This window comes from Streptomyces sp. NPDC093225, assembly GCF_044753805.1.
In the GTDB taxonomy this organism is placed as follows: domain Bacteria; phylum Actinomycetota; class Actinomycetes; order Streptomycetales; family Streptomycetaceae; genus Streptomyces.
This window is the reverse complement of record NZ_JBIVNX010000010.1, coordinates 155,124-180,394: the sequence shown is the minus strand read 5'-3', so window position 1 is coordinate 180,394 and position 25,271 is coordinate 155,124. Positions and strand designations below refer to the sequence as shown.

General features: G+C 72.5%; 24 protein-coding genes. 11 read left to right on the top strand and 13 right to left on the bottom strand.

Annotated features, from left to right (window positions below):
* Nucleotides 1–5: 5 nt before the first annotated feature.
* Both ACIQCH_RS12455 and ACIQCH_RS12450 read right to left on the bottom strand, forming a co-directional pair.
* The gene (locus ACIQCH_RS12455) at nucleotides 6–1,787 is read right to left on the bottom strand and encodes an MFS transporter (protein ID WP_402580643.1); all 1,782 of its coding nucleotides are present in this window, start codon (nucleotides 1,785–1,787) and stop codon (nucleotides 6–8) included.
* Nucleotides 1,788–1,907: 120 nt separating this feature from the next.
* A complete protein-coding gene (locus ACIQCH_RS12450) occupies nucleotides 1,908–4,844 on the bottom strand; it encodes a hypothetical protein (protein WP_402580612.1) in 2,937 nt (978 codons plus the stop codon).
* A gap of 182 nt (nucleotides 4,845–5,026) precedes the next feature.
* Between ACIQCH_RS12450 and ACIQCH_RS12445 the strand changes: the two genes are divergently transcribed.
* The 3 genes from ACIQCH_RS12445 (at nucleotide 5,027) to ACIQCH_RS12435 (ending at nucleotide 7,445) form a co-directional block, all read left to right on the top strand.
* Nucleotides 5,027–5,776, top strand: a complete 750-nt coding sequence (locus ACIQCH_RS12445; protein WP_402580611.1) for a GPP34 family phosphoprotein — start codon at nucleotides 5,027–5,029, stop codon at nucleotides 5,774–5,776.
* Nucleotides 5,777–6,086: 310 nt separating this feature from the next.
* Entirely contained in the window at nucleotides 6,087–6,968 is an 882-nt protein-coding gene (locus tag ACIQCH_RS12440) for a helix-turn-helix domain-containing protein (RefSeq protein ID WP_402580610.1), read from the top strand.
* A gap of 264 nt (nucleotides 6,969–7,232) precedes the next feature.
* On the top strand, nucleotides 7,233–7,445 hold the full coding sequence (locus tag ACIQCH_RS12435; protein ID WP_402580609.1) for a DUF397 domain-containing protein: 213 nt from the start codon (nucleotides 7,233–7,235) through the stop codon (nucleotides 7,443–7,445).
* Between the two features lie 124 nt (nucleotides 7,446–7,569).
* Here the strand turns inward: ACIQCH_RS12435 and ACIQCH_RS12430 are convergent, their stop codons facing one another.
* Entirely contained in the window at nucleotides 7,570–8,430 is an 861-nt protein-coding gene (locus ACIQCH_RS12430; protein ID WP_402580608.1) for a hypothetical protein, read from the bottom strand.
* A 192-nt stretch (nucleotides 8,431–8,622) separates the two neighbouring features.
* Between ACIQCH_RS12430 and ACIQCH_RS12425 the strand changes: the two genes are divergently transcribed.
* Together ACIQCH_RS12425 and ACIQCH_RS12420 are read left to right on the top strand one after the other, a co-directional pair.
* Entirely contained in the window at nucleotides 8,623–9,807 is a 1,185-nt protein-coding gene (locus ACIQCH_RS12425) for a PLP-dependent aminotransferase family protein (RefSeq protein ID WP_402580607.1), read from the top strand.
* A 129-nt stretch (nucleotides 9,808–9,936) separates the two neighbouring features.
* A complete protein-coding gene (locus tag ACIQCH_RS12420; protein ID WP_402580606.1) occupies nucleotides 9,937–10,458 on the top strand; it encodes an RICIN domain-containing protein in 522 nt (173 codons plus the stop codon).
* 25 nt (nucleotides 10,459–10,483) lie between these two features.
* Here ACIQCH_RS12420 and ACIQCH_RS12415 read toward each other — a convergent pair whose 3' ends face one another.
* From ACIQCH_RS12415 to ACIQCH_RS12380, 8 genes are all read right to left on the bottom strand, one after another.
* A complete protein-coding gene (locus tag ACIQCH_RS12415; RefSeq protein ID WP_402580605.1) occupies nucleotides 10,484–11,515 on the bottom strand; it encodes a trypsin-like serine peptidase in 1,032 nt (343 codons plus the stop codon).
* A 275-nt stretch (nucleotides 11,516–11,790) separates the two neighbouring features.
* Nucleotides 11,791–13,458 carry a CHAP domain-containing protein gene (locus ACIQCH_RS12410; RefSeq protein WP_402580604.1) on the bottom strand — a complete coding sequence of 556 codons (1,668 nt, stop codon included), beginning with the start codon at nucleotides 13,456–13,458 and terminating at the stop codon, nucleotides 11,791–11,793.
* Between the two features lie 311 nt (nucleotides 13,459–13,769).
* Nucleotides 13,770–14,984 (bottom strand): RNA polymerase sigma factor, encoded by a 1,215-nt coding sequence (locus ACIQCH_RS12405; protein ID WP_402580603.1) that lies wholly within the window; start codon nucleotides 14,982–14,984, stop codon nucleotides 13,770–13,772.
* The gene (locus tag ACIQCH_RS12400) at nucleotides 14,981–15,415 is read right to left on the bottom strand and encodes a YciI family protein (RefSeq protein ID WP_402580602.1); all 435 of its coding nucleotides are present in this window, start codon (nucleotides 15,413–15,415) and stop codon (nucleotides 14,981–14,983) included. The genes ACIQCH_RS12405 and ACIQCH_RS12400 overlap by 4 nt, the downstream gene beginning before the upstream one ends.
* 187 nt (nucleotides 15,416–15,602) lie before the next feature.
* Nucleotides 15,603–15,884 carry a hypothetical protein gene (locus ACIQCH_RS12395; RefSeq protein ID WP_402580601.1) on the bottom strand — a complete coding sequence of 94 codons (282 nt, stop codon included), beginning with the start codon at nucleotides 15,882–15,884 and terminating at the stop codon, nucleotides 15,603–15,605.
* 116 nt (nucleotides 15,885–16,000) lie between these two features.
* Complete coding sequence (locus ACIQCH_RS12390; protein ID WP_402580600.1) at nucleotides 16,001–17,248, bottom strand: Vps62-related protein; 1,248 nt, start codon at nucleotides 17,246–17,248, stop codon at nucleotides 16,001–16,003.
* 785 nt (nucleotides 17,249–18,033) lie between these two features.
* On the bottom strand, nucleotides 18,034–18,297 hold the full coding sequence (locus ACIQCH_RS12385; protein ID WP_402580599.1) for a hypothetical protein: 264 nt from the start codon (nucleotides 18,295–18,297) through the stop codon (nucleotides 18,034–18,036).
* 12 nt (nucleotides 18,298–18,309) lie between these two features.
* A complete protein-coding gene (locus ACIQCH_RS12380) occupies nucleotides 18,310–18,516 on the bottom strand; it encodes a hypothetical protein (RefSeq protein WP_402580598.1) in 207 nt (68 codons plus the stop codon).
* A 273-nt stretch (nucleotides 18,517–18,789) separates the two neighbouring features.
* Between ACIQCH_RS12380 and ACIQCH_RS12375 the strand changes: the two genes are divergently transcribed.
* Nucleotides 18,790–19,776 carry a LuxR C-terminal-related transcriptional regulator gene (locus ACIQCH_RS12375; RefSeq protein ID WP_402580597.1) on the top strand — a complete coding sequence of 329 codons (987 nt, stop codon included), beginning with the start codon at nucleotides 18,790–18,792 and terminating at the stop codon, nucleotides 19,774–19,776.
* Between the two features lie 152 nt (nucleotides 19,777–19,928).
* A complete protein-coding gene (locus ACIQCH_RS12370; protein WP_402580596.1) occupies nucleotides 19,929–20,357 on the top strand; it encodes a hypothetical protein in 429 nt (142 codons plus the stop codon).
* A gap of 322 nt (nucleotides 20,358–20,679) precedes the next feature.
* On the opposite strand, the gene ACIQCH_RS12365 is transcribed toward ACIQCH_RS12370, so the two are convergent.
* Together ACIQCH_RS12365 and ACIQCH_RS12360 are read right to left on the bottom strand one after the other, a co-directional pair.
* Complete coding sequence (locus tag ACIQCH_RS12365) at nucleotides 20,680–21,759, bottom strand: helix-turn-helix domain-containing protein (RefSeq protein ID WP_402580595.1); 1,080 nt, start codon at nucleotides 21,757–21,759, stop codon at nucleotides 20,680–20,682.
* Between the two features lie 261 nt (nucleotides 21,760–22,020).
* Complete coding sequence (locus tag ACIQCH_RS12360; RefSeq protein WP_402580594.1) at nucleotides 22,021–22,413, bottom strand: ATP-binding protein; 393 nt, start codon at nucleotides 22,411–22,413, stop codon at nucleotides 22,021–22,023.
* A gap of 154 nt (nucleotides 22,414–22,567) precedes the next feature.
* On the opposite strand from ACIQCH_RS12360, the gene ACIQCH_RS12355 reads away from it, so the two are divergent.
* The 4 genes from ACIQCH_RS12355 (at nucleotide 22,568) to ACIQCH_RS12340 (ending at nucleotide 25,249) form a co-directional block, all read left to right on the top strand.
* A complete protein-coding gene (locus ACIQCH_RS12355; RefSeq protein ID WP_402580593.1) occupies nucleotides 22,568–23,425 on the top strand; it encodes a helix-turn-helix transcriptional regulator in 858 nt (285 codons plus the stop codon).
* Nucleotides 23,422–23,613: a DUF397 domain-containing protein gene (locus ACIQCH_RS12350; RefSeq protein ID WP_402580592.1), complete on the top strand. Its 192-nt coding sequence runs from the start codon at nucleotides 23,422–23,424 to the stop codon at nucleotides 23,611–23,613. Before ACIQCH_RS12355 ends, ACIQCH_RS12350 begins: the two co-directional genes overlap by 4 nt.
* A gap of 110 nt (nucleotides 23,614–23,723) precedes the next feature.
* Entirely contained in the window at nucleotides 23,724–24,071 is a 348-nt protein-coding gene (locus ACIQCH_RS12345) for a hypothetical protein (RefSeq protein WP_402580591.1), read from the top strand.
* Between the two features lie 161 nt (nucleotides 24,072–24,232).
* Complete coding sequence (locus ACIQCH_RS12340) at nucleotides 24,233–25,249, top strand: hypothetical protein (RefSeq protein ID WP_402580590.1); 1,017 nt, start codon at nucleotides 24,233–24,235, stop codon at nucleotides 25,247–25,249.
* Nucleotides 25,250–25,271: the final 22 nt, after the last annotated feature.

Below are 25,271 nucleotides of genomic sequence, written 5' to 3'. Positions count from 1 at the left end.
GTCGGTCAGGACCCGGGGGCCGGCTCCGGCCGCGGGGCCGGGCCCACCAGTTCCTCCGGGCAGGCCGTGCCCCGCGGCAGCTGGTACGGGGCCGCCAGCCGGTACTCCCCCGGAGCCGGCGCGAGCAGCACCGTCCACTCGTCCCCGTCGTCGTCCTCGGGCGCCCGCAGCAGGCACCCGGCCACGTTGACGAACTCCCGGGGGTCGCCGTCCCGGGCCTTCGACGCGTCCGTCTCCCGCGGCGGCTCGACGCCCTTGCCGCGCTCGTCCACCAGGCCCAGCCACGGCGAGTACGGGATCCGGATCAGCACCCGCCCGGCCGCCTTCACGTCCACCACGAGTTCGCCCGCGTCCGCCCGGCGCACGGTGGCCGGCGGGTCCGCCAGCGGGGTCGGCGCGGTCACCTCGTACAGGTGCCAGTTCTCGTCCGCCCAGACCTGCTTGAGGTAGGGCAGCCCGGCCCGGATGAGGGCGGCCTCGTCCTTGCCGCCCGAGTCGGGCGGGTCCTGCGGGAGGACGACGTAGTGCACGGCCCAGCGGTCGAGCCACTCGCGGTAGTTGTCCGCGTCGAGGGTGTCGTCGTAGAAGAGCGGGTTGCGCTCCAGGTCCGCCTGCCGGTTCCAGCCGCGGGCCAGGTTCACGTACGTGGCCATCGCCGAGGACTCGCGGTGGCTGCTGACCGGCACCACCTCGACCCGGCCGCGCTCGGCCCCGGCCTTCTGCAGCCGGTCCACCAGCGGGGCCAGCTCGCGGGCCCAGGCGGCCTTCGGGGTGGTGCGGACGACGTCGCTGACGCTGTTGACGGAGATCCAGGCGTTGAGCCCCAGGAACGCCGCCAGCAGGGCGTACCGGCGACGGGTCCGCGGGACCGTGTACGGGACGGCGGCCAGCAGCACCACGCCCGCGAACAGCATCGCGAAGCGGGTGACGTTCGAGCCGATCTGCGAGTCGACCAGCCAGCACAGCAGCACCCCGGCCGCGTACACGCCGGCCGCGACGCGCACCGTCGTCCACTCCCGAGGCACCAGGAGGAGCACCAGCACGCCGAACAGGAACGGCAGGGACGCCGAACCCACCGACAGCGGCTGCGTGCCGGAGAAGGGGAACAGCCAGGCCGACAGGCCCACCACGACCACCGGCGGCAGGCCCACCGCGTACGCCCCCGGCCGCCGCCCGCTCAGGAACAGCGCGGCCGCGACGATGCCGAGGAAAAGCCCGGCCACCGGGCTCGCGGCGGTGGCCAGCCCGGCCAGCGGCGCAGCCACGGCGGCCTTGCCCCAGCGGCGGTGCATCCACTTGCGGGGCCAGCAGAACACGGCGGCCACGGCGCCGAGCGCGAACATCAGGCCCAGGCCGAAGGTGACCCGGCCGGAGAGCGCGTTGCAGAGCAGCGCGAAGACCCCCGCCAGCGCGGGCGGCAGGGGATCGCGCACGGCCCCGCGGCAGCGGCACAGGACGAGGGTGAGCAGGGCCGCGGAGGCGGTGCCGGCGAGCATCATCGTCGTACGGACGCCCAGCAGGGACATCACGTACGGCGAGACCACGCTGTAGGAGACCGGGTGCATCCCGCCGTACCAGGCGAGGTTGTACGCCGAGTCGGGGTGCCGGCCGACGAACTCGGCCCAGGCGTCCTGGGCGGCCAGGTCGCCGCCGCTGTTGGCGAGGAGGAAGAACCACACCACGTGCAGGACGGCCGCCAGCGCGGTGGTGGCGAGCACCGGGTGCCGGCGCAGCGGGCCGGGGGTGCGGGGCGCGGGGGGCAGGGCAGGGGGCGACACCGGGTCGATGTGCTCGGTGGCCGTCACTCGGGGCCCCTCCCGTGCGCTGCTGAGGTGTGTGGGGTCAGACGCGGCGCGGTGCTCCGGGGTTGCCCGGAGCACCGCGCGGCGCGTGCGGTCGGCGGTGGGTCAGCCGACGCGGGTGAGCTTGCTGCCGAAGCCGGGCTCGGCCAGCTCGCCCTCGAGGGCGACGGGAACCTTGACCTGGCTCCGGCCGGAGCCGACGGTCAGCGTGCCGACCTGGGTGCCGGCCTTGGCCGCGTGCGGCACCGAGCCCGCGTTCAGCCTGATGTCCACGCTGACGGACGGCCAGCCGACGGCCTCCACGTCGGCGGTGGCCACGATCCGGGTGCGCCCGCCGAGGCCGTCGTCGACGTACCCGACCACGTCGCCCTTCTTGACGACCTTGGCGTTCTGCAGCATGTCCTGCGTCGCCAGCATGACCTTCTTGCTGGCCGCGATGGCGTCGTCGAGGATGTGCGAGGTGTGCATGGCGAGCACCGCGCCGACGATCAGCTGGTCCGTGCCGCCGACCTTCTTGTGGGCCGCGAAGAGCAGGTTGCCGCCGGCCGCCGTGGTGGAGCCGGTCTTGATGCCCAGCGCGCCGTTGAAGGGCACGAGGTCGTTCCAGTTGCGCCAGGACTTGCCGGAGGGGTCCGTCCACTTGGGCAGCCGGGTGATGTCGGTCAGCGCCTTGATCTCGACCAGCTTCAGGCCCAGCTTCACCTGGTCCTCGGCGGTGCTGACGGTGGTGGCGTCCAGGCCCGAGGGGTCGGTGTAGGTGGTGTTGGTCATCCCGAGCTCCTTGGCGGTGTCGTTCATCTTCTTGACGAACGCCTCCTGGGAGCCGGCGTCCCAGCGGGCCAGCAGCCGGGCGATGTTGTTGGCCGACGGGATCATGAGTGCGGCGATCGCGTCGTACTCGGAGATCTGCTGGCCCTTGCGGACGGTGTTGAGGGTGGACTCGTTGTCCGTCTTGTCCTTCTGGCCCTCGTCCTCGGCCGTCTGATCGATGTCGATCATCGGGCCCTTCTCCTTCGGCTTCAGCGGGTGGTCGCGAAGGATGATGTACGCCGTCATCGACTTGGTGACGGAGGCGATCGGAACCGGCTTCTGCTCGCCGGAGGAGCCGACGGTGCCCAGGCCGGACGCCGCCATGAAGGCCTGCGAGCCCTCCTGGGTCGGCCACGGCAGGTCCGGCTTCCCACCCGCGAACGTGTAGGACCCCTCCGCCGTCATCACCAGGCGCGGGTCCGGCAGCGGCCGGACGAGCTGCACGACGACGAACACGACCGCCAGCAGGACCACCAGCGGGGTCCAGATCTTGACGCGGCGGGCCGCCGTGCGCAGCGGGCTGGGCGGCGGGGGCGGGTTGTTCGACAGCTCGGCGAGGAGCTCGAGCGGGGGCTTGGGCGGCAGCGGCTGCTGCTTGGTCCGCTCGGCCTCGGAGAGTGCGGCCGGACCGGCCGCCGGCTTCGGGGCACCGGGCGTCGCGCGCGGGTCGCGTACGGGCGGGGCCCCGTCGCCCTTGAGCGGGACGAAGGTGCTGCCGCGGGCGGGGCCCTGGTCGGCGGCGGCCCGGTCGCGGTCCCGACCGGGGGCGCCCGTGCCCTTGCCCGTGCCCGTGCCCGGGGTGTCGGGCAGCTTCGGGCGGCGGGAGCCGTCGGGGCGTACGGAGGTGCCGGGGGCGGGGGCGTCCGCGCCCGGGCGCGGGGTGCCGTCCGGGCGCACCGGCGAGCGGAACACGGCGGTGGCCTTGTCCTCGGCCGGGGCGCCGGGGGTGCCGGGCTTCGGGGCGGGGGTGCCGGGCTTCGGGGCGGTCGGCGGCTTCGCGACGCGGAAGACGGCGGTCCGCTCCGACTCGTCCTCGGCCGGCGGGGCGGGCTTCGGGGCGACCGGGGGCTTCGTCACGCGGAAGACGGCGGTCCGCTCGGACTCGTCGTCGGCCGGGGCGGCCGGGCGCTGCGGGGCCGCGGGCCCGGTGGGGGCCGCGGGGGCCGCGGGGGCCGCGGGTGCCTTGCGGGCGTCGGGGCGCACCCGGGTGAACACGGACGTCTCGTCGGCCGCACGGGCCTCCGGCTTCGCATTCGCATCGGTCCGGTCGGTACCGACGGGCCGGCCGGTCCCGGCGGCGACGGCGGCCTCGCGGGCGGCTTCGCGGGCCGCCTGGTCGCCGGGGGCACCGCCCTGTCCGGGCACCACGCGCGGATCGCCGACCGGCCGGCCCTGCCGCACGCGGGGGGCGAACACGTCGAAGCCGGGCGCCGGCGTGGAGTCGGAACCGGGCTTCGCGTCGGAGTCGGGCTCGGGCTTCGCGTCGGACTTCGCGTCCGACTCGGGCTCGGGCTCGGGGAGGGAGTCGGACTCCGCGTCGGGCTTCGGACCGGTCCGGGGCTCGGGGTCGGACCCGGCCTCGGGGCCCGGGCCGGCCCCCTCGGCCGGCGCGGCGGCCGGACGGTCAACGGCGGGAGCTGCGGCGTCACCCTTCGGGGCCGCCTTTTCCGGCGTCGAGGTGGACGGGGCGGCGGACTCCTCCGCGGACTCCTCCGCAGCCTTCTGGGCAGGGTCCTGGGCGTCCGTGGCGCCCGCGGCGGGGGAAGCCCCGGCCGCGGGCTCCTCGGCGGCCTCGCGGTCCTCGGAGGCCGCGGAGGCCTCGGCAACCGCGGAACCGGCGTCGACGTCGCCGGACTCCCGGACGTCCGCGGCGTCCCGGTCGTCCGCGCGGGCGTCCGCGGCGGACCCGGCGGTCACGTCGGCGTCCTCACCGCCGTCCGCGCTTTCCGCGTCGTCCGCGTCGTCCGCGTCGTCCGCGTCGTCCGTGCGGTCCGTACCGGCGCCCGCATCGGCGGCCGCCTCGGAACCCGCCCCGGGGTCCGTGTCCACGTCCGCGTCACCGGACTCCGCGGAACCGGACGCATCCGCGTCCGCGTCCCCGGAACCGGCGGGGTCGGACGGCGCCGCAGGGGTCGGATGGAAGGCCGAGAGGCGCGGATCCTGGTCCTCAGGAACCCTCGCCGACCCCGACGAACCCTGCTGTACCGACTTGTCGGGGGACTCGCCCGCCACCACTTCCTCCTCGTTCGCTGTCCGACTGTCCGAACCGCTAACAGTGTCCCGTCTCGGGGGCATCGCCCCCGCGCTAGACGAGAACGACATAGCTGCCGGTTCCCGCACAAAGCGACCAGGCACTCTCGACAGATGAATGTGAGAGGGGTCACCCTGTCATTCATCCACGCGGGGAGGCATGGATGGGCAGGAGCCGCAGAACACTTCCGGAGGAGCTTCTGCTGCTCGCCTTGGACCCGACCACGGGTACCACGGCGCAGCCGCAGTCGCTCGACCTCGGCCTTGCCGGGGCCCAGCTAGTAGAGCTGGCTCTGGCAGGACGGATAGCCCCAGACGGGGATCGTATCGCCGTGGTGATGCCACGGCCGACAGGAGATCCGACCTTGGACTCCGCACTCGAGTTGCTGCGCCGTCGCGGCAGCCCGGTGAGGGCCGTCCACTGGATCGGCGGACCCCGGCTGGGGCTCCGCCAGACGTACCTCTCGCACCTGGAACGGTGCGGCATGGTCCATGCCGTGGCCGGCCAGATGTGCGGGGTGCTGCCGACGACTCGCTACCAGGCGACGGACACGGCGATCAGCCGGGAGATCAGGGCCCGGCTGGACAGTGCGATCCGCACCGGGGTACCCCCGGACCCGCGGACCGCGGCGCTCGCCGCACTGGCCCACGCGGTCGGTCTCGGCAAGCACCTCTACCCCGGCAACGAGGGGCGTTCCTCCAGGTCCCGGCTGCGGGACCTGATCCGGCACGACCCCATGGGCGGCCTCGTGGCGCACGCCGTGATGGACGTCCAGAACGGTGTGGCGGCACAGCCGCGCCGCGCCGCCGCGCACGCTGCGCATCCCGCGCAGGCGGCACCCGGCCGGCCGGCCGCGGGCGTGCCCATGCAACCGCGCCGAGGCGCGGCGATGGCCCGGGCCGCCGCCCACTGAACCACCGCTGACCCACCGGTCGACCGGTCGTCCGCCCCCGGGCCGCCGATCGGCCCGCGTCACGCCGTAGCACCGCAACGCAGCACGACCGCACGCCCGTACGCGCGGGGCGGCGGGGCCGGACAGCCGGTCCCCGCCGCCCCGCGCGTCTGCGTTTTCCTGCGACTTTCCCAGCGCCGCCCGGCAGTTCGGTGGCAATCTGCTGATCAGCGGATACGCAGAGGTACCGCGCAGACGCTACAAACAGACACGAAGACAACGCAGACCGACCGAAACACAGACTGAAACGCAGACCGGAGGTGCCGTTCCCGTGGCGTCCAATGTCAATCCCACCGTCCGACGCCGCCGACTGGGCATGGAGTTGCGCAAGCTCCGCGAGGACAAGGGCATGACGGCCGAGCAGGTCGCCGAGCGCCTCCTGGTGTCCCAGTCGAAGATCAGCCGCCTGGAGAACGGCCGCCGTTCCATCAGCCAGCGCGACGTCCGCGACCTGTGCGAGGTGTACGAGGTCGACGACCGCCGCCTGGTCGACTCGCTCATGCAGATGGCCAAGGACTCGCGCCAGCAGGGCTGGTGGCACGCCTTCGGCGACATCCCGTACAGCGTCTACATCGGCCTGGAGACCGACGCCGCCTCGCTGCGCGTGTACGAGCCCCAGATCATCCCGGAGCTGCTGCAGACGCCGGAGTACGCCACCGCCATCATCCGAGGCGCGCTTCCGGAGACCGCGCAGGCGGACATCGACAAACGGGTCCAGGTGCGGATGCGCCGGCAGGAACGTGTCTCCGACTCCGAGAACGAGACCGAGCGCGGCCCGCTGCGCCTGTGGGCGGTCATCGACGAGGCGGCGCTGCTGCGCCGCGTCGGGGACGCGCAGGTCATGGCGAACCAGCTCAGGCACCTGATAGAGCAGTCGGAGCTGCCGCACGTGACCGTGCAGGTGATGCCGTTCAGCATGGGCGCCCATCCGGGCGTGAACGGCCAGTACGCGATCCTGGAGTTCCCGGACGCCGCGGATTCGACCGTCGTCTACATCGAGGGCGTCACGAGCGACCTCTACCTGGAGAAGGCCAACGACGTCCAGAAGTACAGCGTCATGTACGAGCACCTGCGCGCCCAGGCGCTGAACGTCGAGCAGACCCGGGCGTTCATCGCGAAGACCATCCAGGAGCACGAGCGCGCGGGCCGGTGACCGCGCCGACCAGGCCGTTCGCGGCGTGACCGGGCCGTCCGGCCCCCCGTCTCCGGCCGGGGACCGGACGGCGACCGGACAGGCCCACGACAAGAGCGCCGCACGGTACACGAGGAACGGGTGAGCACGGAAGCCCCATCTGGAATATGCCATCCGGTCGAGTGAAAGGCCGCTTCACCCGAGCGGCCCGGCGAGTAGCGTCGATCACGCCAATCAAGAACAGGTTGGCGCCACATCAACACGACACGCTGGACCGGAGTGAACATGGCTATTCTTCAGGGCGCCACGGAGAACTGGACGAAGTCCTCGTACTCCGCTGGAAACGGCGCGTGCGTCGAAGTGAAGTCCCCCGTCGTGGCGGAGATCGCCGTACAGGACTCGAAGGTGACGAACGGCCCGTCCCTCACCTTCGCGCCCACCTCGTGGACCTCTTTCGTCGCCGGAGTGACCCGGGGCCCGCTTGGGCACCTCGGCTGAGCGTCCGGGCGCAACCCCGGACGACCGTCACGACACGGTACTCACATGAGCCCTCTCGACTGGTCCGCCGTCCTGGCCGAGGGGGCTCGGCCGTGTCCCGGCGCGGGTGGCCGGCCTACCGGCCTCAGCGGAGCTGGTCGACGTACCGGTCGGTGCCGGGAACGGTCGGGATGAACGGCGCCACCAGCTCCACCCGGCCCAGCCCCGACGCGGTCACCTCCGCGTCCAGGCCGGTGAACCGATCCGTCCACACCTCGCGCGGATCGCGCTCCAGGAACCACAGCAGCGTCAGCCGGGTGTCGACCCCCTCGACCTGCTTCACGTAGGTCATCCGGTCCCCCGGCAGCGGGGTGGGCCGGAAGATCGTGACCATCGCCGCGGGCCCGCCCGCGAGCCGCCGCGGCAGGTGCCGCGAGCGCAGCCACTCCAGCAGCTCGGCCCGCCGTTCCGGGCCCTCCGCGTCGATGACCTGGAGGACCAGCCCGGCGTACGGGTGGTCGAGGGCGTGGAAGTCCCGGGGGCCGGCCGCCCCGTCCCGGTAGACCGTGGCCCCGTGGTCCTGGAAGGACGTGAACACGTGGGTGCGGTCCTGGTAGACCCGGCCGTCCCGGTTGAGCCGCTTGTTGATCCCGACGGTCCACTTCATGTGCTCGCCGTAGCGGCCCTCGGTCACCCAGTACGTCGAGAGGTAGCAGCCGGCGGTGACCGGTTGGGCCACCGCCGACTTCTCCGGGTAGCGCAGCTCCTGGAGCGGGCGGGTGGCCACCCAGCGCCGGCCCGCGTACATCCAGGGCATGGCCATCGCGCCGGCGTAGTAGTGGTCGTCCTCGTACCAGCGGTTGTACGCGTACTCGTGGCCCGGGTGCGGCTCGACCATGGTGATCAGCGCGTGCCCCGGGTGCACGCCGTACGGGCCGACGGCGGCCAGCTCGGCGTAGGTCTCGGGGCGGGTGTCCTCTGCGTCGTTCTCGCGGCGTGGGGTCATGGGACCGGTTTAGCTGATAGTGCGTCAGATGGGGAGGGGGTGGGCCCGAGCGGCTCCAGCGGCACTCCGTTCCGGGTCCTGGACAAATAGATGGCAGATACAAATGTTTCGGTTAGGGTGTCGGCCATCTGTCCGGCCGCGCGTTCGGCCGGTTGACTGGACGCCGAGCCCCCACACCGCCAAGGAGCCCCCGTGCGCGCTGAGTTGCCCCCGTTCGCCGCCCGTGCGACCTCGGTCGCGGCCTCGCCCGTACGGGAGATCCTGGCCCTCACCGAGCGGCCCGGCGTGATCTCCTTCGCCGGCGGCCTGCCGGCGCCCGAGCTCTTCGACGCGGCCGGGCTGCGGGCCGCGTACGACTCCGCCTTCGCGGACTGCGCCGGCCGGGCCCTGCAGTACTCCGTCACCGAGGGCGCGACCGAGCTGCGCGAGGCCGTCGCCGCCCGCGCCACGGCGCACGGCCTGCCCACGGCCGCCGACGACGTGCTGATCACCACCGGCTCGCAGCAGGCGCTGACCCTGATCGCCACCACCCTGCTGGAGCCCGGGGACACCGTGCTCGTGGAGAACCCCACCTACCTGGCCGCCCTCCAGTGCTTCGGCATGGCGGGCGTCCGCGTCGTGCCGGTGCCCTGCGACGAGGACGGCATCGACCCGGCCGCGCTGGCGGAACTCGTGCTGCGGGAGCGGCCGAAACTGCTCTACACCGTCCCGACCTTCCAGAACCCCACCGGCCGGACCCTGCCCGGCGAGCGGCGGGCGGCCGTGGCCGCGCTGGCGGGGCGGCTCGGACTGTGGCTGGTCGAGGACGACCCGTACGGCGACCTGCGCTACGAGGGCGAGCGCGTGCCCTGGCTGGCGGCCCACCCGGGGGCGGAGGACCGTACGGCGCTGCTCGGCAGCTTCTCGAAGATCATGGCGCCGGGGCTCCGGCTCGGCTGGCTGCGCGCCCCGGCCGCGCTGCGCCGCGCGGCGGCACGCGCCAAGCAGTCCGCCGACCTGCACACCTCGACCATCGACCAGATAGCCGCCGCGCGGTACCTCGCGGCGGTGGACCTGGAGGTGCACCTCGACAAGGTCCGCGGGGCCTACCGGGAGCGGCGGGACGCGCTGCTGGCCGGGCTGGGCGAGGCCCTGCCGGCGGGCTCGGTGTGGAACCGGCCCGAGGGCGGCATGTTCGTGTGGGCCCGGCTGCCGGCCGGTCACGACGCCGGTGAGCTGCTGAAGGCGGCGGTGGCGTGCGACGTGGCGTACGTCCCGGGGGCGCCCTTCTTCGCGAGCGAGCCGGACCCGGCCACCCTGCGGCTGTCGTTCACGACGCACACGCCCGCGGAGATCGGCGAGGGGCTGCGCCGCCTGCGCGAGGCGCTGGCCGGCTGACGGTCGTGTGGTTTTCGGGGAAATCGGCGGATCGGGCGGTTCGGGTGGGCGAACCGTTTGCGGCTCCTCGGGTGCGGTGATGTCGACGGCTGTGCGGCCGTACGGCCCGCTGTTGAGGAGGAGCGCATCGTGCGAAGGTTTCTCGGGGCCGTGACGGCCCTGGTCATGACCTCGGGGGCGGTCGTCCCCGCGGTGATCCCCGCGGCCGCCGCCGGCACCCCCCGAGCACCCGAGGAACCCGCCCGGGCGCCCCTGCAGACCAGCTTCGAGATCCGCAGCCAGGTGAACGACAACTGCCTGGACGTCGCCGACGCCAACCCCGAGGCCGGCGCCGCCGTGCACATGTGGACGTGCAACGGCGGCGCCAACCAGCACTGGCACTGGGTGGGCGACCAGATCCGCAGCGATCTCAACGAGAAGTGCCTCGACCTCGCGGGCGCGAACCCGTACGACCTCGCCACGGTCGAACTCTGGGACTGCAGCTTCCAGAACAACCAACGCTTCGGGTGGGACGGGACGTTCTTCACCACCAAGGCGGACGACCGGTCGCTCTACATGGGGAACATCGGCCTGGGGTCACCCGTGCTCGCGATGTTCCCCTCGTCCCGGTGGAACCAGCGCTACGCGCGCTGGACGCTGCGCCCGGTGTGAACCGGGTGACCGCGCCGGGGGCCGGTCAGGTGACGTTGGCCTGCGCCTTGTAGAGGTTCAGGACGGCGGTGTCGAAGTACGCGGCCTGGTTCCAGCCGGTGTTGGGGTTCCAGGTGCTCATGACGTTGTTGACGTAGCCGAGGCCGGTGCGGGTGTTGTACTTGCGCAGCCAGGGGCCGCCGCTCGCGCCGGGGCCGAACGTGCAGCGGATCGCCAGCCGGTTGGAGCCCGTCTCGCGCCGGGTGTTGCCGTGGCACCACATCTGGACCTCGCCCCGGTACTTGTTGCTCGGGTAGCCGAGGACGTAGACGTTCTGGGTGTGGTCGTAGTTCACGGAGATGCCGTGGCCGCCGGTGACGCTGACCAGCTTGCGGCCGTTGACCTTGGCGGTGGTGACCATGGCGACGTCACGGGCGAAGCTGCTGCTCGTGATCCACGCGGTGAACGTCCGCCACGACTTGGCCGGGAAGACGCCGTAGGGCGCGCGGCCGTTGGCGTAGCGCGGGGCGTACACCCAGTTCGTCATCCACTTGCCACCGCGTCCCCCGTGGACGCAGTGACCGGCGGTCGTGACGAGCTGCCGGGAGCGGCTGTTCAGCGCGCTGGCGGAACAGACGTAGTTGCGGCCGTCCTTGGGGTTCCGGAAGAACACCTTGCCGGCGGCCTTGGAGGACGGGATCGACGCCATGGCGTCCCGCTCCGGACGCCCGGAGTCGGCCACGGTGGGCTCGACGGGCTCGACGGTGAACGGGCTGCCGGCCACCGGGCGCTCGGCGGCGGCCGCCTCGCGGGCCGCGGGAGCGGCGGCCTGCGGCGCCGAGTCGAGCGGAATCGCGTTCCGCATGCGCTCGGGGGTCCAGTAGGCCGCGGCCGCGGCCATGGTGGCGTCGTCGGCGGTGGCGGCGCTGGTCGCACCGGCCACCGGGGCGGGGGACGCCTTCGCGGTGACGGCGGCCGGGGCGGCGGGGGTCGCGGCCGTGGCCTGCGCCCCCATCGCCGTCACGGTGAGCAGGACCGCCGCGGCGGTCGGTACGAACGCCCTACGGGTTATTCGCACGGGGTTCCTCTCTCGGGTCTCGAACAGGTCCGCACGGAGGACGACGGCGCGTTCGCATGCGGTTGCGCCTCGCAGCCGCGGATCGCGTCCGCCGTCCGACCGGCCCGACCGTACGGAAGGACGGCCGAAAACCGAAAGTCCGAAACTGGCCCCTCCGTTCAGGGAGGGCGTGTGGAGGAACGGAGTCGGAACGCCCGTGCGCCGGCCGTGGCGCACCGTCCCGGAGGGGGGAGAGGGACGGTGGCACGGCCGGCGCACGGGGCCGGGCGGGAGGGTCAGTTGGTGGCGAACTTCCAGGTGCCGACCGAGTACCAGCTGCTGAAGCGACCGCCGTTCGCGCTGTAGGAGTGGTTGACGGAGCCGTCGGTGCCGATGCCGAAGACCTCGGCGGCCCGGCCGCCCGGCTCGTTGAGGGCCGCGGGGGAGCCGGCGAACTTCCAGTCGCCCATGGTCTCCCAGCCGGACCAGGCGCCGCCCATGTAGTAGGCGTGGTTCAGCTTGCCGTCGGTGCCGGTGCCGAACAGTTCGACCGCCTTGGTCGTCGTGTTGTACACGGCCGACGGGGTGCCGTCGAAGCGGAACGTGCTGTCGAGGGTGGTCCAGCCGCTCCAGCTGCCGCCGTTGGTGCTGTAGGAGTGGGACAGGACGCCGTCGGAGCCGATCGCGAAGGCCTCGGCCGTGTTGGTGTCCGGGTTGAAGACCACGGACGGGGAGCCGGTGAAGCGGAACGAGGAGTCCAGGGCGTTCCAGTCGCTCCAGGCGCCGCCGTTCGTGCTGTAGGAGTGCGACATCACGCCGTCGGAGCCGATCGCGAAGACCTCGGCGGTCTTCAGGCCGGGCTCGTAGACGGCCGTCGGGGACCCGACGAACTTCCAGTTGCCCATGGTGTTCCAGGACGACCAGGCGCCGTTCGCGTAGTACTTGTGGCTGAGCAGGCCGTCGTTGCCCACGGCGAACAGCTCCACGGCGTTGACGGCCGGGTTGTAGACCGCGGACGGGGAGCCGGTGAACTTCCAGCCGTCGTCCATGGTGCTCCAGGAGCTCCACGGGCCCGCGTTGACGCTGTAGGCGTGGGAGACCACCCCGTCCGTTCCGACGGCGAAGACCTCGGTCGTCTTGTTGGAGGGGTTGTAGACGGCGGTCGGGCGGCCGGTGAAGCGGAAGGAGGAGTCGATCGTGCTCCACTCGCTCCAGGCGCCGCCGTCGGTGCTGTAGGCGTGGGACAGCACGCCGTCCGTGCCGATCGCGAACGCCTCCGCCGTGTTGGTGTCGGTGTTGTAGACCACGGCGGGCGCGGCGTCGGTGACGCCCGGCGCCGGGGCGGGGGCCGGCGTGGGCGGCGGGGTGGTGGCGCCGACGGGGCTGGCGTAGCCGGCGATGCCGACCGAGTAGCCGCCGCTGGTCCACTGGTGGGCGCCGATCTGGGCGGATCCGGAGTTGCGGGTGACCTTGCCCGGGGCCCCGCCCTGGTTGCCGCCGACCCAGCTGATGGTGCCGTCGCCGTTGACTGCGGTCACGATCGCCACGTGGTCGTACGACGTGCCGCTGAAGCCCTTGGGGTGGAAGAACACCGCGTCGCCGACGTGCGGGGTGGAGGAGAGCCCGCCGTCGTACTTGTTCGCGTAGGTCTGGAAGCTGTTGGCGAGGTTGTTCAGCGTGCCGAGGTTCCTGACGCCGTTGCGGGACCAGACCCAGCCGGCGAAGTCGGCGCACCAGGCGTGGGCGGTGGAGCCGCCGGAGCAGCTGGAGGTCTGGTTCGTGCCCGGGGCGTAGTAGCCCCCGATTCCGCAGGCGTTGTTGCCCAGCTGGCCGGCGGCGGTGGCGGCGATGGCGTCGCCGAGGGTGTCGGCGTGGGCAGCGGTGCCCGTCAGCATGCCGAGGCCGGAGGCGGCGAGCAGGGTGGCGGCGGCGGAAGCGGCGAGGCGGAAGCGGGTAGCGGACACGGTCACTCCAGTTCGGTGGCATGCCGGACGAGCGCGTGGGCTCGCGAGGCGTCGGTGTGGATCCCCCCGTTGACCGCGCGCCGCCTGGCTGCCCTGCAGGAGCAGCCCTCGGCACGGCGTGGCGTGAGCAGCGGAGTCCTGGGATCCGGCTCGTACGCCCGCAAGGGCCTTCGGTGTCGAAGTCCCGGCCGGGCCGGGCCCCGGTGGCCCTCCCTGCCGGTGATCAGTAGTCTTCCGGCCCGCCGAACCGGGCGGAAGGGCCCACCGCTGGACGCAACCGGCGTCGGACGGTTCCGGTCAGCGGGCGCCCGTCAGGGGTCCAGGCGGGCGGCGCGCGTCTGGAGGTAGCGGCGTTCCGGGAGCGTGAGGGTGGTGCGGGCGGCGGCGCGGTAGGCCTCGGCGGCGGCCTTGCGGTCACCGGTGCGTTCGAGGAGGTGGGCGCGCACGGCGGCCAGGCGGTGGGTGTGGGGGAACCCGGGTTCCAGCGCGGTCAGGGCCGTCAGGCCGGCTCCGGGTCCCTCGACCATCGACAGGGCGACCACGCGGCCGAGTTCGGCCATGGGGTCGCCCTCGGGCGAACGGGCGACCAGGACGTCGTAGAGGGCGAGGATCTGGGGCCAGTCCGTGGTGTCGGGGCCCGTGGCCTCGTCGTGGAGGGCGGCGATCGCGGCCTGGAGTGGGTACGGGCCGGGCGGGCCCTCCCCGAGGGACTCCTCGACCAGGGCGGTCCCTTCCGCGATCGCCGCCCGGTCCCACCTGCTCCGGTCCTGTTCGGCGAGGGGGACCAGCTCGCCGTCCGGGCCCGTGCGGGCCGCGCTGCGGGCCTCGGTGAGCAGCATCAGGGCGAGCAGGCCCGTCACCGCACCCTCGCGGGGCAGCAGGCGGCGGACGGCCCGGGTCAGGCGGATCGCCTCGCGGGCGAGCTCGGCACGGTGGAGGGCCGGTCCGGAGGTGGCCGTATAGCCCTCGTTGAAGATCAGATAGAGGACCTGGAGCACCGAGGCCAGGCGGGAGTCCCGGTCCTGCGGGCCGGGGGGCTGGAAGGGGTGGTCCCTCAGCTTCGCCTTCGCACGGCTGATGCGCTGGGCGATCGTGGCCTCGGGGACCAGGTGGGCGCGGGCGATCTCGGCCGTGGTCAGGCCGCCCACGGCGCGCAGGGTGAGGGCGACCCGGGCGGGCGGCGGGAGCGCCGGGTCGCAGCAGAGGAACAGCAGGGTCAGGGTGTCGTCGTCGGCGGGGGCGGCCCGGACCTCGCGCGGTGCGAGGCGGACCGCGGCCCGCTCCCTGCGGGAGCGGGCCGCCTCCGACCGCAGGGCGTCCATCAGCCGGCGGGAGGCCACCCGGATGAGCCAGCCGCGGGGGTTGGCCGGCACGCCGTCCCGGGGCCACCGGTCGGCGGCGGCGAGAAGGGACTCCTGTACGGCCTCTTCGGCGTCGTCGAAGTGGCCGTACCGGCGCACGAGCGCGCCGAGGACCTGCGGCGCGTGCAGGCGCAGCAGGTCCTCGACGGTCGCGGGTGCGGTCAAGCGGCCTCACCGCCGCCGAGGTCCGCGCCGCCGCTCTCGTCGATCTGCCGGATCACGACCGGGTAGACGGGGGCTCCGGCCGGCTGCGGGCACTGCGTCACCCGCGCGGCGATCTCGGTCACCCGCTCCAGGCTCGCGCAGTCGAGCACCCAGTACCCGGCGAGGACCTCCTTCGTCTCGCCGTAGGGCCCGTCGGTGACGACCGGCCGCCCCTGCCCGTCCGCGGTGACGAACCGCGTCCGGCCGGGCTCGGTCAGCCCCTGCGCGTCGACGAGCTCCCCGCTCTCGGCCAGGTCGTCGTTGATCGCGTTCATGTGGGCGAACATCGCCCGCAGGTCCTGCTCGCTCCAGGCCGGGCTCTGCGCGGACGCCTTGCCGTTCATCGCGTCGTAGTCGGCCTGCGCGCCCTGCACCATCACCAGATACTTCATGGTCGTCTCCTCCGTGCTTCGCCCCGTGCGGGCCGCTTGCACAGGAGACGTCGGAGCCGCCCGCCGTTTCTCGACACCTCGCCGCACCTCACCGATACGGATTCCCCCAGAGGGACGAACAGCACCCCGCACGACCCTCCCCTCCGCCCCAGGCAGGTTCGGACCACGGAACGGGAAGAGAGGGGTGTCAGGAGAGCTCGAAGCGGTTCTCGATCACGCCGTACTCGGTGGGCGTCACCCAGCAGCTGTAGTGCCGGCCGAGGAGATCGGCCTGGTCGATCCCGAGCTCCCGCGACAAGAAGTCGGCCCCGGTCTTGAAGGTGCCGGACGAGTCATCGGCGGCTTGGTAGTGCGCAGTGGCGCCACGGATCTCGACCACCACGTACTCCACCCGCCGCCCCCCGCCGACCTGCGGTTCCTCGTGCTGCCCACAGAGCCCGCAGCGGCAGTCGTCGTGTGCGCCATCCATGGCGGGCATCGTACGACCCTTCGAACACCTGGGGCCCACCCGTGGCCAGCCGCCGGCGCAGAGGCAGGCCCCCGCGCCGGCGCGGGGGCCTACGCCGGTGGTGCCGTGGTGCCCGCCTAGTTGGGGAACTCGTCGAAGTGCGTGCTGTCCCCGTGGAAGGTGAGGGGTGTGCCGACCAAGGTGCCGTCCTGACGCGTGACCTGGATGGTGTGGTCGCCGACCCACATGGCGGCGGCCTTGTTCGGGGGCGCCGTCAGGGTGTGGGTCACCGCCTTGTATTCGAGGTTCTTGGTCGCGGTGCTGCGTGAGTAGCCCAGTGCCAGGCTGTAGGTGGTGGTGACCGAGGCGCTCGCGACGCCCGAGCTGACGCCCACCTGTGCGCTGAGGGAGATGCCCACCTCAACGCTGAAGGTGTCGCTCCTCTCCTTCTCCACGCCGACCGTCACGGTCTCCGCAGCGGACTGCGGGATGCTCGTCGTGTTGTTGATGAACCGGTGCATGTACCACGACGCCCGGCGCTCGATCCGGTAAAACGGGGAGTTCTTGAGCTTCCAGGACGCCGTCTGCTCGTCGTCCTTCACGGCCATGAAGGGCACCCACACCGCGTTGACCGTGGCCTCCGGCGTACGGTCGGCCGGTCGGTTCCTGTTCGTCAGTTCCGGGAACGTGTCCGGGTGCGGCTTCTCCTCCACCGGCATCGAGACGCACAGGACCCGCCGCTCCGGTGCCCCCCGGGAGGGCTCGTCCCAGCTCGACGCTGCGGTGAAGGTGTTCGGTGCGACCAGTGCCCGGCGCCCATCGTCGGTTCCGTCGAAGTAGGTGGGCGGCACCTGGTTCGCCCACACGCTGAAGTAGTCCTTCGCGCCGGTACCCTTGTCCTCGTAGGCCCACTTCAGGTCCGCCATGTGCGTGAGGTCCTCCCGCACGCACATCACGTCCGTCAGCGCGGGCTTGTCGTAGGTGTTCTCCGACATGACGCAGCCCAGCGCCACGTAGCCGCCGGGCGCGACCGGCCGCCAGCAGGCGCCGTAGTGCTTGCCACCGCTGCCCACGTCCTTCCACACGACGGCGTAGTCCTCGGGGTGCACCAGCGGTGGCTTCTTCCCCTGGCTCGCCTCGGCCGGACCGTCCTTCACGCACAGCGAGACCACGTGCTCCTTGACCGTGGACCTGGCGTCGGGGCGCAGGTTCTCCGCCCCCCACGCGGGCAGCGCGACCGAACCGAGCGCATGGAACCCCTCCGGCGGCTTGGGGTGCCAGAAGCTCACGTAGTACTTGCCTCCCGTGCTCTCGTCGTCCCACCGCCAGCTGTACTGATCGGTGAAGGCGAGCTCCAACTCGCCGAAAACCATCGATTTGGCCATGAACAGCTCCCTTGGATCGAATCCGTCCACACGTGACGAATTCCCTTGATCCAATTCGGCCATGGACGCCCGCTCCGCGCGGACCGCCTTCACTCCTCCGGCGGAGCGCACCCCCAAGCTCTCAGGAGCATGTCCGTGGCGCACCGGCCGGAGCAGGACAAGAGGGGCCTCATCCCGGATGCCGTCCTCCCGCCGGCCCGTACCTCGGCGCACGGGGAACGGCGGGACGCCCAAGGCCACGACCGGCCCGCCCCCGCCGAACCGCCCGGTGGGGCGTAGCGATCGTGGGCGGCTTATGTCCGGCCCCCACCCACCCGCACCCGCCACCCGAACCGGAGGGGCGTAGCGATCCGAGGCGCTGACCCCGCCGGCCGGACTCGACAGGCCGGAGTCTTCACACCTGCCCCGGGCGTCTTTTCCGGGGCCTGTCCGCCGAGGTTTTGCCCTTCCGGGCCGGGTCGGGGGGTCAAGGGTGGAGCGCAGCGCAATCGCCGCAGGCGACGCCCGAAGGGCGCCCTTGACGCCCCGACCCGGCCCGGAAACCCTCGGCAGGCGGACAGGCCCGACACCGCCCACCCACCACGACCCCGCCCAACCCCAACGCCGTAAGCCCCACCCCAGGCCACGCCCCCCGACCCGCCCGAGCCCGAGCGCGTAGGCCGGTTACCAGCCGCCCGTCGAGGTGGTGGGGCCCGCGAAGCGGCCGTCGCCGTGGCCGGCCCAGCTGCGGAGGTGGCTCGGATCTGATCGCCAACCGCAGGTAAGGCTAATGAGAGACCGTCGGGTCAGGGGGCCGCGACGGTGTAGCCGTGTGCGGCGATGGGCGTGTCCGCCCGGTCGAGCAGCGTGCGCACCTGCTCGAGGGCCGAGGTGTCGCAGTGGGCCCGTACGAAGAAGTAGAGGTTCAGGCCGTGCTCGGTGGGACAGGGCCTGATGTGCTCCAGACCGTCCGCCTGGGTGGCGTGCGCCCAGAGCAGGTCATGGATGAGGTGGGAGGACCCCTGGGGGGCCGGTTCGGGCAGCGTGCGCTGCAGCGATGCCTGGATCACCCGCACAAGTCGTCAGTCCCAGCCGATCACGCGCTTGTCGGCGGCCGCGGAGTCCCATCCGATGACGGGAGCGCCGGCGGAGACCGGGCGGTACGAGTCCCAGCCGATCACGCCGGTACCGGCGGCAGGCGCGGCGGCGGCGACGGAGGCGGCACCCACCGAGAAGAGGGCGGTGAGGCCGGCGGCAGCGACGAGGTGCGCGGTGCGAGAGCGAGACATGACGGGATCCCCTGAATGCGAAGGCGGTTGCGGTGCGGGTGCTGCGCGCTGCTCCGGTCCGGCCTTTCGTCCCTGGCCTCGGGTGGGGCGTCCGTGCCCCGCCGTCCCGGTGATCAATAGCTTGCCGCCCAGGTCAGGGGCCCGGAAGGGGTTCCGGCTGGCACCCTGCTGCCTGGCACCTTGGTGCCTCCCGAGCGGCATCCCGGGGGTTGCTTAGGATCATCCGAGGACGGTCTGACCTGTCCGTCCACGGAACAGCTGGGGGAGCTGGGCATGTTGGAAGCATTGGGGCTCGACGGGGACGTAGAGGCCGTGTACTGGGGGATGCTGGAGTGCCCGTCGGAGGGGCTGGCCGAACTGGGCGCAAGGCTCGGCCTGTCGGAAGCCCGCGTACGGGCGGCGCTCGACCAACTCGCCGACCTGAACCTCCTGACCTCCTCGCGCGAGACCTCCGGCGGGCTGCGCGCCGTCTCGCCCGAGGTGGGCCTGGAGCTGATCCTGCGCCGACAGGAGGAGGACCTCGCGCGGCGCCAGCAGCAACTCGCCGCGAACAAGACCGCAGCGGCGCGGGCCATCTCCGCGTTCGCCGGCCTGCGGCCGAACACGGAGACCGACGGCACCGAGCGGTTGGTGGGGATCGACGCCATCCAGGCACGGCTGGAGATCCTGACCCACGGCCTCACCGAGCAGTGCCTCGCGATCATCCCGGGCGGCGCCCAGTCCCAGGCCAGCCTCGACGCCTCGCGCCCCTTGGACGAACGCGCCCTGGCGCGCGGGGTCGAGTTGCGGGCCGTCTACCAGGACAGCGCGCGCAACGACCCGGCCACGCTCGCCTACGCCCAGTGGACCACCGAGCGCGGCGGCCAGGTGCGTACCAGCCCGATGCTGCCGCCGCGCCTGCTGGTGTTCGACGGGACGACGGCCGTCGTCCCGATCGACCCGGCCAACTCCCGTCTCGGCGCGCTGTGCACGACGGCACCGGGCATCGTCGCCTCGCTGGTCACGCTGTTCGAGCAGACCTGGGAGACCGCGGTACCGCTCGGCGCCGACCGGCGGCAGCCGGCGGAGGACGGGATCAGCGCGGGCGAGCGCGAGTTGCTGAAGCTGCTGGCGTCGGGACTGACGGACGAGGCCGCGGGCAAGCGCCTCGGCGTCTCGCTGCGCACCGTGCGCCGGCAGATGGCCGGGTTGATGGAACGCCTGCACGCGACCAGCCGGTTCGAGGCGGGTCTCAAGGCCGCCCAGCGCGGCTGGCTGTGAGCGCGTCCCCCTTCGCGGCGCGCCACGCGCCGCAAAGGGGGGTTCACCGGTAGCCGGCCGTGGGCATCGGGGCCGTGGGGCGTCCGGCTACTCAGCGGGAGGTGAGTACGTACGCCCTCCCCCGGCGCGGGACCGTTCGGGACGCTTGGGCCATGCGCCAGAGACTGCTGAAACTCGCTCCGTTGCCGCTCGTCGTCGCGTCGGCCACCGCCTGGGCCGTCTGGCTCGGCTGGGACCAGCACCGTGACGTGCACCCCGACGGCTCCGTCACCGGGCCCTACGAGGCGTGGCAGGTGATCGGGCTCGTCCTGACCCTGCTGGTACCGCTGTACTGGGCCGCGTCCCGGCACCACGTCGTGGCCGCCTCGCTCGGCACCACGGCCGGTCTCACCCTCGCCGCCTTCTACGACTGGTCGGACGACGCCAGCGGCCTCTTCGTGATCGGCGTGGGCATGATCACGGTGGCGAGCCTCGCCACCACTGCCGCGCTCTCCGCCCTGATCGCCGCCACTGCCGGACGCAAGCGCCCCCGGCAGTCCCGTCCGACGGGCCTGCCGTCGGGCACGGCTCACGGCGCGTAGCGCGGCGATGAGGGTGCGGGGGTCGAAGGAACCCTCGCCTTCCATGTCGGCTTCGGCGATCAGGACGATGTCCGGCACTCGCAGGATGCCCTGCTCTTCGCCCTCGACGTCCGGTCGCCCGGCGTGTGCCACCAGCCCGTCCGGAAGGACTGCGTCACATCGGCGACGGAGAAGAGCGGTACTGAGTTCGTGGGGTGCACTGGGTGCGCGCATGTCGTGCACCAGGCCCTCCCACGTGATCTCGATCAGGCCCGGGACGGTGTCAGGAAGGGACTCGACGAGTCGGCGCATGGCCATGTACGCAGTGCGGGAGGCGATCACGTCAGGCGGCCTCGGGTTGAGAGTGGGTACAGGAGCGGCAGCGGCCGGGGGTGGAGCTGCGGAAGGCGCGGTCGCAGCCGTCGCAGGTCTGGAAGGGGTGGACGAGGCGATCCGGTGGCAGCGGCCCCGCCGGGAGGGGCGGGCGCTGCGGTACGGGGACCGGGAACGAGGCCTTGAGGCGGTACGCGAGGAGGCCGGCCGGGTTGCGGAGGTCGGGCGGGACGTCGGCGGTGAGGGAGCGGCGGACGGCCTCGGGCGGGGCGGTCTCCAGCCAGCGGACGACGTCGGGGACGAGGCGTTCCACGTCCCGTTCGGCGAGGAGGAGGCGGGGCTCGCGGGCGCGGAGGCCGGCGAGGAGGTGGGCGGCTTCGCGCTGGAGGAGCGTCGGGAAGCCCGTCCAGTGGGGTCGGTCCGTCGGCTTCGGGCGTTCGGGGGCGGATCCGGGTTCGGGCCGGGTGTCGGGCTGGGGCTGACAGCTCTGCGGAGCTGGTTCTGGGGCGGGGTCCGGGTCTGAAGCCGGACCCGAGGCCGGGCCGGGGGCCGAGCCCGAGTCCGAGGCCGGCTCCCGGTCCGGGGCGATCCGCGCCGGCTCACCGGCAGTCTCGGGCCCCGGCTGCGGGCGGGAGGGCCTCCTCGGGCCCGGCGGCCTCGGCGGGCGCGGAGGCGGCGGGTCCGGGGACTCCGGCGGCTCCGGCGGGACCACGCCCAAGGGCACGTTGTACGACACGGTTCGCGTGATCACCTGGCCGGCGGGGAGGCGGAGGCGGGAGCGGCGCAGGTAGCCGGCCTGTTCCAGCTCCCGCAGGGCCCGGCCGATGCGGTGCTCGGTCTCCGGGAAGCGGTCGGCGAGGGCCTTGATGCTGACCGGGGTGCCCTCGGGGAGCGACTGGACGTGCACGGCCACGCCGATCGCCAGCAGCGAGAGGGTCGCGTGCTGGGCGAGCTGGTTGGCGACGACCGTGAAGTGGCTCGTAAGGGGGATGTTGGAGTGCGTGACGCCGGAAAGGCCACCGGATCGAGCGGTTCGGGCCGGAATCCGGGCCGACGCGGGCGTGCCGGCGTTAGGCTTCTGGAAGACCATCGGGAAGGTATCGCTTCCTCGTGGATCAGGCCCTCGGCCGGGATGCCAGTCCCGCCGGGGGCCGTCTCATGTTTGCGGTTGTGGCGCGAGCATATGCCCGCCAACCCACTCCAAATCCAGCCGAGTTGGCAGAGTTCACCCATCCGAGCGATCACGGCCGGAACGGGGAGGCTGGAGGGGTTGGTCTGGTTTCTTTCCCCCGGTTCTTTGGTCTTTTGACGCCGGGGGCGACCGCCCGGCGGACCACCGGGACGCACGTCCTCACGACGCGGTTCGAACGGCCAGTTCGACCCACACCGTCTTGCGCGGAGCGGGCCCGAGGGTGACTCCCCACCGGTCGGACAGCTCCCGTACGAGCACCAGTCCGAGCCCCGACCCGCCCTCCGCCGGCAGCCGGTCGGCCCGGGTGTCGGCCACCTCGATACGGAGCGTGTCCGCGTAGACAGCCAGTCCGAGCTGGAAGTCGCGACCGGGGACGCGGCCGTGGGTGATGGCGTTCGCGGCGAGCTCGGCGACGATGTGCGCCGGATCCCCCAAGGGCAGCCCCCACGAGCGGAGTTGTTCGACCGCGAGAAGGCGGGCGAGGCGGGCGCCGCGCGGGGTCGAGGACAGCTGCACGCTGAAGAGGAGGAGCTCGCGACTTTCGAGATTCATGTCACTCAGCGTGGCGACGCGTGCCTACCGTGGACAGTGACGGCGCCCGTGTGTACGGAGACCGTCCGGTGCTTGTCCGGTCCTGTCCTGCCTGTCCGGAGCGCCGGGAGGGGTACGGCGCCGTTGAGGTTGTCGGCACGTGGGAGGTGCGCGGATGAGCGAGGGCGACGAGGACAGGGACGAGTCCGGCTGGGACGTCGATCCGGACGACGAGCAGGGCGCGGCCGTGGTGGCTGCCGTGGGGCGCCAGTTGAAGGTGTGGCGGGAGGCTGCGGGGATGCGCGTTGCCGACCTCGCGCGGGCCATGGGCTACGGGGAGGACCTGGTCCGGAAGGTCGAGGGCGGCACGCGGATCCCGCGCCCGGAGTACCTGGACAAGGCGGACAGGGCCCTGAAGGCGGGAGGTCGCATTGCCGCCATGAAGCAGGACGTAGAGACGGCGCGATATCCGAAGCCGGTGCGCGACCTGGCGAAGCTGGAGGCCAAAGCCGTCGAGCTACTGGCCTACGGAAACCACAATTTGCATGGCTTGCTTCAGACGAAGGAGTACGCCACCGCCCTGTTCCAGATGGCACAGCCGGCCCACACGCCGGAGCAGATAGAGCGAGGGGTCGCCGGGCGTCTGTCACGCCAGTCGATCTACAGGCGCTCTCCAGCACCCACCCTCAGCTTCGTCCAAGAAGAGGTGACCCTTCGACGCCGCATCGGGGGGACAATGGTGGTGCGTCGACAGCTCGAACACCTGCTAGAGGTCGCGACGTTGCGGAACGTCACGCTCCAGGTGATGCCGACCCACTGCGAGGAGCACGCAGGAATGGACGGTCTGATCCAGGTGCTGAAGTTCGGTGACGGCACGGCTGTAGGACGGGCCGAGGGCAGCTTCCACGGGCGAGCGGTGTCGGAGCCGAGGCAGCTCCAGGTCCTTGAGCTGCGGTATGGCATCATCCGGGCCCAGGCTCTCACGCCCCGGGAGTCCCTGGCCTTCATTGAGCAGGTACTGGGAGAGACATGATCCGTGAGCCCGAGCTCCACTGGTTCAAGAGCAGCTACAGCGACAGCAGCGACATCAACGACTGTGTCGAAGTGGCCACCACTCCCGCCACCATCCACGTCCGCGACTCCAAGGACGTCACCCGCCCCCACCTCACCTTCGGCGCCACCGCCTGGGCCGGCTTCGTGGCGTACGCCTCCGCGCACTGAGCCGGGTGGGTGAGGGCGGAACGTTAAGGCAGCCGCAGACCCATTACCGCAGGCCCTGGACGCGCAAGGGTGGGCTCGTTCCTCCCCCACCCCACCTCACGGGATGCACCATGCGCCTGCGCAACTCCCTGGCCGCCGCCCTCGGCGCCCTCACCCTCGTCCTGACGCTCCCCACCTCCGCCTCGGCCGCCGTCGGCGACTTCGAGTACACCTTCATCGGCGAGACCGGCCAACGGCTGGACAACCGCCTCACCGACCCGGGCGGAGAGGAGTGCATCAACATCGCCGAGGCGTCCGGCGACTCGAGCTCACCCGTCTTCGCCCCCCGCAACTACACGAACGCCACCGCCACCGTCTTCGTCGAGGCCGACTGCGAAGGCGACGAGTTCTACACGCTGAACCCCGGCAAGAAGGTGGGCGACGACCTCAAGTTCCGCTCCGTCGTCTTCAACGGCTGACCCCTCCGGTCACGCTCCCGCAGGCCTGCCCCGGCCACCGACGGGGCCGGCCCTCGTCGCGTGCCCGCGCGTCGCGGTGCGGTTGCATTCGCTCCGCACCGGGGATACCCCCCGCACCAACACCGCAGTTGGGAAACACAGATGCCTGGGGGGGCAGGGACATGTCGAACGGGGTGGATCTGGCGGCGGCAGCCGTGGACGCGGTGACACGGGCGGGGGCCGCGGCGGCGACCGCGGCCGGCAGCGCAGCCGGCGGTATGGCCGTCGAGCTGGTGCGCGGCCGGTTGAGCGGCATCAGTCAGGGCCCGGAGGCCGTCGCGGCGGTCGAACAGGCCCCCGAGGACCCCGACGCGCGCACCCGCCTGCGCGAGAAGCTGGCGGAGGTGCTGGCGGAGGACCCGGCGTTCGCCGCGTACCTGGCGAGCCTGCTGGCGCCGCCCAGGCCGACCGAGCCGCCCACCACGACCACCATCACGGGCAGCATCAACATCGACCGCAACGCCCGCACCCGCGGCAACCTCGTCCTCGGCGACCAGGCGATCACCAAGATCCGCAAGGGCGACCCGATGGCCCTCCTGTCCTTGGTCGCCGTGGTCGTCGTACTGGCGCTCGCGATCTACGGTCTCGCCGGACTCACGGGCGGCGGCAATGACGAGGGACCGCTGTCCGCCGGCGGCTCCGGGCACAAGGTGACGGCGCTCAAGGACCCCGAGCTGGTCAAGGCCGTGACTCCGGACCTGCACAGCATGCCGTCGGGCTGGACGAGCGAGTCCGAGCCCGCCGTCAGAGCGTGTGACCGGTCGGGCGACAAATGCAAGGGGGTGCTGAGCATGGCCCAGTCGTCCTTCCACGACCAGTACGACCAGTCGGCTCGTTTCGGGGTGGTCGCCTGCGCCACGGCCGCCGACGCGGAGCGGGTGTACCGCGAGATGGCGGCCCAGGAGACGAGCGGGAAGCCGCTGTCGGTGCCCGCCCTCGGCCAGGAGTCCTCGGCCGTCGAGGTCTCGGGCGGCGAGGGCCAGGCGTACGCACGCGTCGGCACCGTCGTCGTCTACACCTCGGAGCAGGGCAGCAACGACGACTACCACGTCGAGACGCTCGAATCGCTGGCCCGGATGATCGCCGCCCGCGCCCAGGAGGCCCAGGACGGGCAGGCCCCCTCCGCGCGGGCGCTATAGGCACGGCGAGGCGCCGGACCCG

Excerpts from the sequence above, each read along its gene's own strand:
- ACIQCH_RS12445 (WP_402580611.1), top strand. The coding sequence starts at position 5,027 with ATGGGCAGGAGCCGCAGAACACTTCCGGAGGAGCTTCTGCTGCTCGCC.
- ACIQCH_RS12435 (WP_402580609.1), top strand. The coding sequence starts at position 7,233 with ATGGCTATTCTTCAGGGCGCCACGGAGAACTGGACGAAGTCCTCGTAC.
- ACIQCH_RS12430 (WP_402580608.1), bottom strand. The coding sequence starts at position 8,430 with ATGACCCCACGCCGCGAGAACGACGCAGAGGACACCCGCCCCGAGACC.
- ACIQCH_RS12400 (WP_402580602.1), bottom strand. The coding sequence starts at position 15,415 with ATGAAGTATCTGGTGATGGTGCAGGGCGCGCAGGCCGACTACGACGCG.
- ACIQCH_RS12395 (WP_402580601.1), bottom strand. The coding sequence starts at position 15,884 with ATGGATGGCGCACACGACGACTGCCGCTGCGGGCTCTGTGGGCAGCAC.
- ACIQCH_RS12390 (WP_402580600.1), bottom strand. The coding sequence starts at position 17,248 with ATGGCCAAATCGATGGTTTTCGGCGAGTTGGAGCTCGCCTTCACCGAT.
- ACIQCH_RS12380 (WP_402580598.1), bottom strand. The coding sequence starts at position 18,516 with ATGTCTCGCTCTCGCACCGCGCACCTCGTCGCTGCCGCCGGCCTCACC.
- ACIQCH_RS12375 (WP_402580597.1), top strand. The coding sequence starts at position 18,790 with ATGTTGGAAGCATTGGGGCTCGACGGGGACGTAGAGGCCGTGTACTGG.
- ACIQCH_RS12370 (WP_402580596.1), top strand. The coding sequence starts at position 19,929 with ATGCGCCAGAGACTGCTGAAACTCGCTCCGTTGCCGCTCGTCGTCGCG.
- ACIQCH_RS12365 (WP_402580595.1), bottom strand. The coding sequence starts at position 21,759 with ATGGTCTTCCAGAAGCCTAACGCCGGCACGCCCGCGTCGGCCCGGATT.
- ACIQCH_RS12360 (WP_402580594.1), bottom strand. The coding sequence starts at position 22,413 with ATGAATCTCGAAAGTCGCGAGCTCCTCCTCTTCAGCGTGCAGCTGTCC.
- ACIQCH_RS12355 (WP_402580593.1), top strand. The coding sequence starts at position 22,568 with ATGAGCGAGGGCGACGAGGACAGGGACGAGTCCGGCTGGGACGTCGAT.
- ACIQCH_RS12350 (WP_402580592.1), top strand. The coding sequence starts at position 23,422 with ATGATCCGTGAGCCCGAGCTCCACTGGTTCAAGAGCAGCTACAGCGAC.
- ACIQCH_RS12345 (WP_402580591.1), top strand. The coding sequence starts at position 23,724 with ATGCGCCTGCGCAACTCCCTGGCCGCCGCCCTCGGCGCCCTCACCCTC.
- ACIQCH_RS12340 (WP_402580590.1), top strand. The coding sequence starts at position 24,233 with ATGTCGAACGGGGTGGATCTGGCGGCGGCAGCCGTGGACGCGGTGACA.